A 13,100-nucleotide genomic window follows, 5' to 3' on the forward strand; every position below is an offset into this window, starting at 1 on the left:
ATGCTTAAAATATCACTCAAAGGCGTGGGATTTTCCGTTGTATCACCGTGATAAATTGTACGGTTTCATCTGTCTTGCAATGTAAACAAAGCTGCCTAGAAACTTGTTTCGTGAGTCTATATTCCTTAGTATTGCCTCTCTTTTAAAAGCTTGAGAACCAAGATGAAAACAGAATTATACAAAGAGTTTATGTTTGAAGCCGCGCATCGTTTACCTCATGTACCTGCAGGGCATAAGTGCGGCCGTTTACATGGGCACTCTTTTTTAGTTCGTCTGTATGTAGAAGGTGAGGTCGATCCTCATACTGGTTGGGTGATTGATTTTTCTGAAATTAAAGCGATATTTAAACCTATTTATGATCGTTTAGATCACTATTACTTGAATGACATTGAAGGGTTAGAGAACCCAACCAGTGAAGTGCTTGCGAAATGGATTTGGCAACAATTAAAGCCAAGCTTACCACTGCTCAGCAAAGTTGAAATAAAAGAAACCTGCACGGCGGGTTGTATTTATAAAGGCTAATACCAGCAGACAATTCCCAACAACAAGCAATAAATAACAAGTAGATAGGCACTATCACCGCGCCTATCTACTTACCCAATATAAAGAGCCTAATAACCCCAAATTTGGCTTACATATTCAGGATGATCGATATAGGGATTTCGGTTACCTTGAAATTGATAAACGGCGTCATTGCGCTGGCGTTCTTTAGCACTCACAGGATCTTCTTGGTGCCAACGCTTTAGCATCGCCAGAGCCCAAGCTTCAAAAACCACCGTGCTAGTACCATCAAGTATGGCATCAGCGTTGTCAGTATTTCCTTGCCAGCTGCCGATACGGTTCTCGTAGCGGGTTGCCATGTAAAAATAGGCGCGCGCTAGATCACCTTTAAATTCATCAATAGGCTCAAATACGGTGCCATTATAACCTAGCGTATTGCTTGCACTGCCAAGTTTTGAACCATTACTTGAGGTATAAGTGATATGACCAACTTCGCCAAATGGCCAGTTACTGCGTTTTGCATTAACAAAACCATCAGTGGCAAACAAGTGGTGACCGTCGGAATTCATTGGCTCAACGCTGCCCCCAAACCAACTTTTAGGAAATGAGTGTTCCCTATTGTAACAATCGCCTTCTCGTCGATACTGACCACACTGATCGCTGACTTTAGTAAAACTAACACTGTCGTTGTTGTCAGGTTTCTCAGAATAGATATCTAACATTGAACCGTCATTCTCATAGTAGTTATCTATGTCTGCATTTTGTAATAGTGTCCAAATTGCGGAATAACCGCGGCTATTATGATTCTTTATGATGTTGTATAAGGCCGTTTTTAGTTCAAAACCTGTTTTTCCTATCGCGGCTTGATAATAGTCATGGTTAGCGGGAGGTGTTGATTCACCAAGTAATAAGCTGTTTGATTGGTTGTATTGAAATTCTCCACCAGAGGCCAGTATTTCCGAGCCTTTGGCTAAGGAATAAAGACCATTGCCAGAGCCACAGCAAATACCATCACCATAACTGTCATGGATGGTGAATTGATATTCACCATCCGATAAGCATATTTCTTGGCTATAAGATGTGGAGTCTGAGTAATTATTACCCGCATAAATAACCTGTGAGAGGCTGTTTTTTATTTCCCAACTTGTTTCAGAAGCATATTGATCGGTGGTTAAATTCAGAGTCAGGTTGTGAGCGCGACATGTCACATGGCTTGATGGTTGCTCAGCGTTACTATTTTCTGTCTGCGCACTGGTAAGGGGAGAGCAAAGCAGTGCCAGTAGGGTAAGGTATGAAATTTTCGTTGTCATAATTTTCTCATTGGATAGTTAAATCGCAACTAAGATAACCATTTGCTCAGTCAATAAATTAAACCTATATCGCATTTTAATTTGTTATGTATGTGATGTTTCATTATTTATGCAGGAGATCTCACGTTCAGAAGGCTGTGCAAAAAGGTGTTCATAAAAACCTACGCAGTCTGCATATATACAATCTCTTTTCTTACCGCGACTGACACGCTGCCGTTTAGTCAATATCTGTGCGATAAAATTGCCAAAAAAGTTGATCGCTTAATCCTCTCAATGCTCATGAACAATCGTAATCATTCTCTTTCGGTGTGCGTGTTATATTCTTAAGTATCATTGTTTTTGATTGATTTTAATAAAATTATTTATTGTTTGTATGCATTTTTGTTGCACACTTTTTCGCGTGAATTCTCACTTTCAAGACGTCAACCTCATTGGGTTGGAACCCTTATCTCGTTACGGACATAGTGATTCTATCGAAATGAAATTAGGTAACTAATAATGAATCGGTAACCCAGTTGTCTATATCCGGAATCGATTATTGCTTAACCAGCGCAGATTTCGTGGGTTGCTGCTGCTGAAATTCAGGCACGTCACTATAAACTAAAATGAGCAATCCAATGATGAATAAGAAACCATTAACGCTTCTGGTAGCAGGGCTACTGGGAAGCGCACCCGTTTGGGCGCAAAATGAGCTCACCTTGATCCAGGTCGGGGAAAAAATCGTCGAGCGGTTAGAATCGATTAAAGCGATCGCCGAACGTGGAGAAGGGGTGTTTGAACGCAACGGTGAGCGTTGGATCCACTATAAAGGCTTCGATTATCGGCTTAGTTACAAAAATGATCTGCAATTCCCCTTTATACCTTATCAAAGTGGCGATGATACGCCTTATCGCAATGTGATCGATTTTGTCGATCAGAGCTGGGAATTCATGGTGTACGACGGCGGTTTTTATCTGATGAGCCGCGAATTTGGTGTTTACGAATCGGACGAGCAGGGCTGCTTTGTCGAATACATTCCTGCGGCACACGGGTCTAAGCGCGCCGATGGTAGCTACATTTGGCAACGTGATGTCATCTATCGTACCGAAACCTCTGATTGTGGTGCGTTAGTGAAGCCAAAGATTACCTCGTTAACCGTCTCGAGCCTGTCTGATGTCGGTGTGTCATTTGACTGGCTTGGGCAAAATGAAGCCGATAAGACTCAGCTCACCTTAATCAATTTGAGTGATGCGAAGGATGTTCGCCGCTATGATTCGGTTTCTGCGGGCTTTTTTATCGGTGACCTTAAGCCTGGCACATCATATGAGATGGTGTTGAACTCGTGTAATCCAGTGGATTGTGCTGAGCCCAAGGTAGTGCGCTTTACTACTCAAGATGCTCGAGTCGGTTTTGCCGATGAAATCCCAACCCCGAACCATTTGCAAGGCAGTTTAGAGGGAGGGTTGGGCATTACTCAAACCCATACATCAGTCGCGCCGAATAGCAATGAGTTAACTGGTCAAGGTCATTTGGACGTGATCATGAACCGTGAAGCGATGCTGCTGTTTACCGCGCAACAAGGGGAAGAGATTAACCAAGTTCGCGCCGAAGTGTTCCTCGATGGCGAATTAGTTCACAGCGCATTGATGCTACCACCTAGTGCATTAGCAGCCTCGGATCAGCCGGACAATGGTCGTATGAAGGTGGTGTTCTCTCATCACGCTTGGTCACTGCCGCTGCAATGGAACTGGATGAAGCCGGAGCTCTCACTGCGCTTGACCGACAACTTAGGCCGTGAAGGTGTGCTCAGCCAAGGAGACATCCAGTTTGGTGGTGCGCCTGAGTTGGTGATTCAAAATATCGACATGGGAATGCTGACTCAACCGCGTAACCACAATACGATGATTCAAAATCTTCCAACTTTGGCCGCGGATTATTTCCAAAAAATACCCGCGTCTAAATTGGTGATGGCTGACTACACTCCTGCCTATTTTCCTGTTGTCACTATGCCAAATGGTGTGGTGTACACCGATAAGAGCGCGAGTACGGGTGGTTGGCACAGCGGCGATATGCGTGAAGCGATCGGTAAAGCGTTGGTCTCTACAGGTGTTAACAACGCCAACGTCGGCATTGTGAGTAGTGCGGGTTATTCGCAGCAGTACAATCGACGTTTTAACCACATCACTGCCCATACCAATGTGGGCATCTACACCAAAAAAGACACTGATTTGCCGCAAGTCGTCGTGCATGGCGGCAGTGGTGGCGGCGGCATCGTGACACTGGAAGCGACGACAGGTAACGAGTGGTCTCATGAGCTTGGGCATAACTATGGCTTAGGTCATTGGCCGTACATGGCCTCAATTCACGATCTGGAGTCCGGCTGGGGGTGGGATGCGTTCCACCAACGCTTTATTGGTAACTTACACTGGAAAGGCGATGTTTATACCCAACAGCAAGGTGACGATATTGTACCGCCGTTTAAAGATGCTTTCCGTTTCCTGCGTGATGCGCAAAATGGCGGTGAACAAGAGTACGTTGGCACCATCAGCCGCTTTACCTTGGAGCATCCGGTTCAGTCACGCAAAGCACAGCGTTGGATGAACAACGGTTTTAACCTTGATAGCAACAGCCCAAGCGGTTATGTGCAGTGGGATCAGAGTACCCAACGTTATAAAGCGGTAGAAACCGATACACCGAAACCGCAGCAAGTGGGCGTACCCGTAGTTACTTTATTGGGGATTTACGATCCGCAGAATGAGAACCCTAGCCAAATCTATCCTCTGATTTACTCGAATTATGGCAACGTGTTTGAGCTGCCACAGCCAGAGCAAGGGGATTATCAGTTGGAAGGTTGGCAAGCGGTGGCGAACCTGACTCAGGCACAGCTCGATAGCGATATTTGGCAAACATTACGTATAGATGGTGAGCGGCAACGTTTGTGTAAGTTTACTTTCCAAGCGACCAATGGCGATAGATCGCAGTTTGTCGGTGGGGTTGAACCCAGTACCGACCGTTGTTCTGTTGGACGTGATGTAACATGGAACATCAACGTGAACATGACCTCTGCGCAAGGCGAGTATGAACTGCTTTCCAAGTATGGTCGCGGAACGGTGACTTACACACCGACGGCCGATGTCGGTGAAGTGAGCCTATGTACACTCAATAAGTCTGGAAATGATCACGATGGAGCTGGATTTGTCGTTGGTAATCACTGTGAACAGGTTGCAGGTGTGATGCATAAAAATGGCCAAACGTGGCGCTATGCCATTCGTGGCGATGAAGTGTTGCGTCCTACTTACCAGGTTCAGGGCCAGTGTCAGTTGGATGTTGAATTTGCAGATGGGATCCGCGAACAAGTTCGATTGAGTGTCTCTCGCCACGCTGGCAATGAAAGTAACAAGTTCCACGTTAACTTATCGATGGAGAATGGAGTACCAACTCAAGTGGGTTTGCATTGTTCGGATCGAGGTGGTGAAACAGAACTGACTCGAATGACGCCAGATCAGAACCCGCCGCTGGATAAGCTGAAAGGCCCAATCATCATTGGCCAAGAGTACGGTTACAGCCAAGTGGTCGATATGACACCAACCTTCGCGCAGAATGAAACTCTGTTGAACACGGATTTTGCAACGATCGCTGAGTTTGATGCTTTTGTGGCCGAACACTATGGGCGTGGCGCTCTAAACAATGGCGTGACGAAAGCGGAGCGCCGAGCGGGGGCATTGTATGTCCACCCGAACCCAGAAACGGGCATGCGTGATTACTTTGTAATGCGTATGGTAGATGCTGGCGCATTCCCGGCCGATCAAACCAGTAATCAAGGTTGGAAATACCTAGGTTCGGCAGATCGCTATGTGAACTTTGCTTTCAACCCAATCAAGCTCAATAGAGCGGCTGGTGTGAGCATTGAAGCGCGTGTACAAAGCTACTTTGGTGTATCTCGCTTATTGACATGGGATGAGCGTACCTCAACCACTTTGGATAAGGCGCAAAATGCGGTGTTTGTTGGGCAAATCGATGGTGAAAACCATTACTTTATCCAAAAACGCCCAGGAGAGGGGGAAGCTTTCCCGGTGCTCGGAGAGTCAAACCTAGATTGGGTTTACCTTGGCAGCGACAGCACCATTCAAGCTTACCTTGCGGAATTAAATCGTGATTTAGCAAGCTTTGAACGTTCGTTACTGGAGTGGTATCAACAAGATGCGATGGGCGTGTGGGGCAGTGATGGCCAGCGTGGCCAAGTGAACGATATTTATCAATACGCTTTCCGTGGCGGCTATCATTATTACCGCTTGAAAGTGACTAAGTACGGTTATTTCCCTTACCCAACCGATCCCAATCCAACCAACAGTAGCTGGGAATATCTCGGTCAGTTTTAAGTTCCTCACGGGATCGTGAGGTAAAGTCGTAAAATGCGCCACTCGCTGTTAAGCGAGTGGCGTTAAGTTTTAATGAACGAGGTTTTTAAATAGGTAGGTGCTCGTTAGCAAACGACTTTAATCGCTAAACCACCTTGGGACGTCTCACGATATTTGGCGTTCATATCTTTACCTGTCTCAAGCATGGTTTCGATCACTTTATCAAGCGAAACACGAGGTGCCGATGAGCGGCGTAGCGCCATCCGCGTTGCGTTGATCGCTTTCACTGCAGCAATACCATTGCGCTCGATACAAGGCACTTGTACTTGTCCCGCGACAGGGTCACAGGTTAAGCCCAAGTTATGTTCCATCGCAATTTCAGCGGCCATGCAAACTTGTTCAGGGCTTCCACCCATCAGTTCTGCAAGGCCCGCGGCTGCCATCGAACAGGCAACACCTACTTCACCTTGACAACCCACTTCCGCACCAGAAATAGAAGCGTTACGTTTGTAAAGCCCACCGATAGCTCCAGAGGCGGCAAAGTAACGGATATAGTCTTTTTCAGTAACGGTCTGAATGAATTTATCGTAATAGGCTAACACTGCAGGAATAATACCGCATGCGCCATTAGTAGGTGCCGTCACCACACGCCCACCCGCGGCATTTTCTTCGTTCACTGCAAAAGCGTACATGTTTACCCAGTCAACGACCGCCATTGGATCATTAGTGGTTTTTTCTGAGGTCATTAATTGTTGACGAAGTGCTGCTGCTCGGCGTGGAACACGAAGAGGCCCTGGTAAGATACCTTCAGTATTCATACCGCGGTCCATACATTCGCGCATGGTTTTCCAAATATTGGCAAAGTAAGTACGAACTTCTTCATCAGAATGCAGTGCTTTTTCGTTAGCCATAACCAGCGTACTGATGGAAAGACCACTCTCTTTGCATTGGTTCATCATCTCGTCAGCGCTAGTGAAGACATAAGGAACTTTAATAGGGTTCTCTTTTTCTTTACCAAAGTTCTCTTCATCAACGATAAAACCACCGCCGATAGAGTAGTAGGTTTTTGAGTAAACGACCTCATCATCGATCCACGCGTGGATCTGCATGCCGTTTTCGTGCAAGGACAAATTCGTTTTGTGGAAATTCATTCCACCTTCTTTAGGAAACGATACGGTATGACAGTGCATACCAACGGGAAGACGCTCGGTTTCTTCAACGCGTGCGATAAAGCCTGGAATAGCATCGATATCAACTTTCTCAGGGGTATTACCAGCAAGACCCATGATGATAGCGATATCTGTGTGGTGACCTTTCCCTGTCAGTGATAATGAACCATAAACGTCCACGGTGATTTTAGTGATGTCGCGCAATTTTCCCATTGAACGTAAATCATCAATAAACTCTTTACCCGCTTTCATTGGTCCCACTGTGTGTGAGCTTGAAGGACCAACACCGATTTTATAGATATCAAATACACTAATCATATCGATTACCTCAAAAGTAAGCCCCCCTAGCTAAGAGGGAGGCTCATTATTATAGTTATGTTCTGTATGCAGTATTCATGACGGTTGATATAACCACCAGATTAAAGAGCGCCGTAGATTACAGAAGTAATAGCAGCAAGACCACAGATAGTTGTGAAAATCTGTACTGGTGCTGAAGTCTTGAACTTCGCCATTGCAGGGATCTTGTGCATTGCAAATACAGGCAGCAGGAACAAGATGCCAGCAATCATCGGTGCGCCCATGGTTTCAATCATGCCTAGGATGCTTGGGTTTACAATCGTTACGATCCAAGTTGTCAACACGATGAAGATCAGTGACATTTTTTCAATCTTGCTTACTGAGCTATTTGAGCGAGATTTAATCAAACCAACTAGGCCTTCATGTGCCCCTAAAAAGTGACCAAAGTAGCTAGAGGTAATCGCTGCAAAGGCAACAAGAGGACCCATGTAAGAGATGATTGGTGATTCATGGATGTTTGCTAGGTAAGAAAGCACAGAAATGTTTTGCTCTTTTGCTAACGCGAGTTGCTCTGGCGACAGAGACAGCACAACAGAGAACACGAAGAACATCACAAAACCCATCAGCATCATGGCCGAGCCACCAGTGATCATATCGGTTTTCTTAACCGCGTTGTCACCATGTTGTAGGCGTTGCTCTTTAGAGAACTGGCTAATGATTGGGCTGTGGTTGAATGAAAACACGATGATAGGAATTGCAAGCCAAACGATGGTTGGCATCGCAGACCAATCAGGTGCGACTTCAATCATAGAGGTGTTCCACTCTGGAATAAGGTAGAAAGAAAGTGCTAATAAAATGAAAACCAATGGATACACCATGGCAGACGTTGCTTTTAGCATCAGCTCTTTACCAAATACTACGCCAGCCGTCATTGCCACAATCAGCGCACCAGAAAGTAACCAACGAGGAATCGATTCCATGCCAACTTGGTTAACAAGGAAGGAATCAACGGTGTTTGTGATACCAACGCCGTAGATAAGAACGATAGGGTAGATGGCGAAAAAGTATGCGAACGTAATAAGGTTTGCGCCAGTTTTACCAAAATGCTCTTCTACTGTGTCAGTAATATCAGAATCAACATTTTTTGAAGAAAGAACAAAGCGAGCTAAGCCTTTATGTGCGAACCAAGTCATTGGCGCCGCAATTAGGGCTAACATTACTAATGGCCAAAAACCACCCGCACCAGCTTTAATTGGAAGGAAAAGTACACCGGCACCAACGGCTGTACCAAAAAGTGAAAGACACCAAGTGAAATCTTTATAAGTCCACTTGCTAGAGGATTGTACGGCAGATGCCGACGAAGTTGTTGTGTTCATATTGTATTACTCATTTTTGGGAACAGGAAATAAGTCGAGCGCATTTTGCATAATTTTCTCATTCGAAAACTAGATCTAAATCATGTAACGTTCTGGCTTATTGAATGATATGTCAAAAACCCATTTTTGATCACGAAAATGGCGTGCTACATGTGAGTAATGTTAATGATTTGGATTAGTAAAAGTTATCAATATAATGCTTCGATTAACATTTATTCATGCCAAACGTTTGCTTTTGGACGGGATAAGGAAAAATAATCATCCGTGTTATTTAAACTTATGGTTGAATAGTTTGAATATTAATGAGGTTGAATAACTTGTTTTTGCAAAACATGAATGATCTGCGCTGTCATCCCCCAAATAAAATGATGTTGATAAGGGATGGCGAAAACGCGATGTCGTTGATTTTTTACTTGAAATAATTCGCTATAGAGTTTGTTTCGATCAAACAGGTGGTGGGCGGGAACTTCAAATATTTCGTCCACTTCATTGGTATCAATAATGGCCTTGTAATTGGGGTTGATAAAAGCAAGAAAGGGCGTCACTACAAATTTACTGACGGTAACCAATTCAGGCAGTTGCCCAAAAATAGTAATGTCGTTTGCTAGAATTCCAATTTCTTCTCTTACTTCACGAAGCGCAGTGATCTGCAGCGAGCCATCGACTTCCTCATATTTCCCGCCAGGAAAACTGATTTGTCCCGGATGATGTTTAAGGTGCGCAGCTCTCTTGGTTAATACCACATTTAAACCATTCTTCCGCTCAACAAAACCAATTAACACTGAAGCCTTGCGTAAGGTTTGAGGAGCAAGGTGTGCCACACGACGGATAGATTCTTCATGATAAGGCACAGGTTGTTGCAACTGAAAGCGCTGGATAAGCCGATCTTTTGTCAAGGGGGTCGCAGTCTGTACGCTGTTTCTCTTCATTTTCGTTACCTATTCGGATTTTGCGTCTACCTCTTTTTAGCCTAGTTCAATAAACCTTGGAAAGGTTAACGAGGTTGTTCGAGCACAGGTAAAATTCGGCTCAGTTTATCCAGTGTCTCCTGATATTCAAGCTCACACTGACTATCGGCAACAATACCGCCACCAGCCCAAACGTGCAGTTGTTGCTTCTCTGCCACCAAAGTTCGGATAGTAATACTGCTGTCCATTGTCCCGTGGCGGCTAATATAGGCGATGCTGCCACAGTAAGCGCTACGGCGGTGAGGCTCTAACTCCTCAATAATTTCCATTGCACGTACTTTTGGTGCGCCAGTAATTGAGCCTCCGGGGAAGCTGGCTCTTAATAGATCGGCCGCGTAATAGGTGGAATCAAGTTCTGCGCGAATGGTACTCACAAGGTGATGCACGGCAGGAAAACTTTCAATATCGAACAGCTTAGGCACATGTACAGACCCCGGTTTTGCCACACGGCCAACATCGTTTCGTAATAGGTCAACAATCATCAAGTTTTCTGCTTGATCTTTTTCTGCGCAAGCAAGGTCTGCCGCGTTAGCGGCGTCAATGCTGGGGTTATCGCTTCTTGGTCGGGTGCCTTTTATCGGCTTAGTTTCGATGATGTTGTGTTTGACCTGCATAAAACGTTCGGGGGAGACACTCAAAATCGCTGACTTCTCTAAGCGAATAAAAGCCGAAAATGGTGCGCAATTAAACGCTTCCAGTTTTTGATAAGCTTGCCATTCACTGCCTTCATAATGCGCTTGAAAACGCTGTGCAAGGTTGATTTGATAACAATCACCACTGAGCAAATAGTGCTGGATTTGCTCAAATTTCCGTTGGTAGCTCTCTTTACTCATGTTGGATTGCCAATCAGAGCGTAATGCAAAATGGCCGTTGTTTTTGGAGTTCTGAGCGTTGAGCCATTGCCATGCTTCATCAATATGATTGCCCACCACGTAGGCGGCTTGGTGCAAATGATCAACGACCACAGCCCATTGATAGAGACCAATCGCCATATCAGGTGTGGATAGATCGTGCTCAGCGAGCGTTGGAATTCGTTCTATCTGCCGCCCTAAGTCATAGGCAAAATAACCGAGTGCACCGCCCACGAAAGGAAGGTCCATATCGCTTTGAACATCGGGCAAATACTGCTGCTGCAACTGTTTGAGCAGTTGGAATGGGTCTACCTGAGAATCATAACGAGACTGCGGTTCGCATACCGTCGTTTTACCCCCTTGTGTCACTAAGGTGACCAGTGGTTCAGCGACTAAAATATCAAAACGGCTATCGATATGCGTCTTAGAGGCGGAGCGCAACAGCATAGCCCACGGGCAGTCTTCGATTTTAGAAAACAATTGGTGAGCGAGATCGACATGGTAAGTCAGTGCGTTAACTTGGATATGATTGAATTCGTTGTTGTTCATTTGCGTAATTTGTGACAAAGAGACCGATCACTGCATGGCGTGTTGAGTAAAGCAAGAGTATCATAAAATGCAAATTAAAAGCTGCTACTTGATTGAATCACATCAATAAGTTGATTTTTTGCTGAGAAGCTTACCGCTTATTGAATGAGGAACACGCAACAGTCAAGGGAAGCATAACAATAACGAGGCACGCAATGACGGTAATTCGCAAGCAGGATGTGATCAGCAGTGTCGCTGACGCTCTTCAATATATCTCTTACTACCACCCTCTGGACTTCATTCAAGCACTAGAAAAGGCTTATCATCGAGAAGAGAGTCAAGCTGCGAAAGATGCGATCGCACAAATTCTCATCAACTCGCGCATGTCAGCAGAAGGGCATCGACCCATTTGCCAAGATACCGGCATCGTAACCTGTTTTGTTAACATTGGTATGAATGTGCAATGGGAGTCTGATCTCACGGTGCAAGAAATGATTGATGAAGGAGTTCGTCAAGCGTATACCAATCCAGATAACCCATTGCGCGCTTCTATATTAATGGATCCTGCTGGTAAGCGTATTAATACTAAAGACAATACGCCTGCTGTCGTTCATATCAATATGGTGCCAGGAAATAAAGTCGACATTCAAATCGCAGCCAAAGGCGGCGGCAGTGAGAACAAAACCAAGATGGTAATGCTCAATCCTTCCGATGACATTGCTGAATGGGTAGAAAAAACCGTACCCTTGATGGGGGCGGGTTGGTGTCCTCCGGGTATGCTCGGCATTGGTATTGGCGGCACCGCGGAAAAGGCGGCTGTGCTTGCTAAAGAATCATTGATGGAGCATATCGATATTCAAGAACTGATTGATCGTGGTCCACAAAATGCGGAAGAAGAACTGCGGTTAGATATTTTTAACCGCGTGAACCGTTTAGGCATTGGTGCGCAAGGGCTTGGTGGCTTAACCACCGTTGTGGATGTAAAAATCAAAACAGCGCCGACTCACGCCGCGTCTAAACCTGTTTGTATGATCCCTAACTGCGCGGCGACCCGCCATGTTCACTTTACGCTAGACGGCACGGGCCCTGCTGAACTTACACCACCAAAGCTAGAAGATTGGCCACAAATTGTGTGGGACGCAGGAGCAAGCGCGCGCCGCGTCAACCTTGATGCGGTTACTAAAGAAGAGGTTCAAGAGTGGAAAACCGGTGAAACACTGCTTCTTTCCGGTAAGATTTTAACGGGCCGCGATGCCGCACATAAACGACTCCAAGCAATGTTGCAAAATGGCGAAGGGCTGCCTAAAGGCGTCGATCTTAAAGGTAAATTTATCTATTACGTTGGCCCCGTTGATGCGGTGGGTGATGAAGTTGTTGGTCCAGCAGGCCCGACCACATCGACACGTATGGACAAATTTACCGACATGATGCTTGATGAAACGGGCATTATGGGGATGATAGGCAAAGCAGAGCGTGGACCTGCGACGGTGGAGTCAATCAAAAACCACAAAGCGGTCTACTTGATGGCGGTGGGTGGCGCGGCTTACTTAGTGGCGAAAGCGATTAAGAAAGCACGCGTGGTGGCATTCGAAGATTTAGGTATGGAAGCCATTTATGAATTCGAAGTTGAAGACATGCCAGTCACGGTTGCGGTGGACTCGCGTGGCGCGAATGCTCACCAAATAGGCCCAGACACATGGAAAGTGAAGATTGCCGAAGCTCAAAAGAAAGCTTAATCTGATCTCATCGCGTTCTCACGATAA

The 13,100-nt window shown here is 45.5% G+C and carries 7 protein-coding genes and 1 pseudogene; 3 read left to right on the forward strand and 5 right to left on the reverse strand.

The genetic code is table 11. The features are described from left to right. Window positions 1–162 precede the first annotated feature (162 nt). The gene (queD, locus tag DD616_RS11070) at window positions 163–522 is read left to right on the forward strand and encodes a 6-carboxytetrahydropterin synthase QueD (protein ID WP_010320709.1); all 360 of its coding nucleotides are present in this window, start codon (window positions 163–165) and stop codon (window positions 520–522) included. Between the two features lie 89 nt (window positions 523–611). On the opposite strand, the pseudogene DD616_RS11075 reads toward queD, so the two are convergent. Beyond that, window positions 612–1,682, reverse strand: a pseudogene (locus DD616_RS11075) (HNH endonuclease signature motif containing protein); the annotation flags it as partial. Window positions 1,683–2,431: 749 nt separating this feature from the next. Between DD616_RS11075 and DD616_RS11080 the strand changes: the two are divergent. Beyond that, a complete protein-coding gene (locus DD616_RS11080) occupies window positions 2,432–6,169 on the forward strand; it encodes a M66 family metalloprotease (protein WP_208872323.1) in 3,738 nt (1,245 codons plus the stop codon). A 104-nt stretch (window positions 6,170–6,273) separates the two neighbouring features. Here the strand turns inward: DD616_RS11080 and DD616_RS11085 are convergent, their stop codons facing one another. The 4 genes from DD616_RS11085 to pabB all read right to left on the reverse strand — a co-directional run bounded on the left by DD616_RS11085 (window position 6,274) and on the right by pabB (window position 11,376). Beyond that, entirely contained in the window at window positions 6,274–7,635 is a 1,362-nt protein-coding gene (locus DD616_RS11085; protein WP_013856773.1) for an L-serine ammonia-lyase, read from the reverse strand. A 101-nt stretch (window positions 7,636–7,736) separates the two neighbouring features. Then, the gene (locus tag DD616_RS11090) at window positions 7,737–8,990 is read right to left on the reverse strand and encodes an aromatic amino acid transport family protein (RefSeq protein ID WP_017047579.1); all 1,254 of its coding nucleotides are present in this window, start codon (window positions 8,988–8,990) and stop codon (window positions 7,737–7,739) included. 299 nt (window positions 8,991–9,289) lie between these two features. Further along, on the reverse strand, window positions 9,290–9,919 hold the full coding sequence (locus tag DD616_RS11095; protein WP_017044764.1) for a CoA pyrophosphatase: 630 nt from the start codon (window positions 9,917–9,919) through the stop codon (window positions 9,290–9,292). Between the two features lie 65 nt (window positions 9,920–9,984). Next, window positions 9,985–11,376: an aminodeoxychorismate synthase component I gene (gene pabB, locus DD616_RS11100; RefSeq protein WP_208872297.1), complete on the reverse strand. Its 1,392-nt coding sequence runs from the start codon at window positions 11,374–11,376 to the stop codon at window positions 9,985–9,987. A gap of 176 nt (window positions 11,377–11,552) precedes the next feature. Here pabB and DD616_RS11105 point away from each other — a divergent pair, with 176 nt between their 5' ends. Then, on the forward strand, window positions 11,553–13,073 hold the full coding sequence (locus tag DD616_RS11105; protein WP_010320695.1) for a fumarate hydratase: 1,521 nt from the start codon (window positions 11,553–11,555) through the stop codon (window positions 13,071–13,073). Window positions 13,074–13,100: the final 27 nt, after the last annotated feature.

Source organism: Vibrio anguillarum (genome assembly GCF_003390515.1).
Taxonomy (GTDB): domain Bacteria; phylum Pseudomonadota; class Gammaproteobacteria; order Enterobacterales; family Vibrionaceae; genus Vibrio; species Vibrio anguillarum.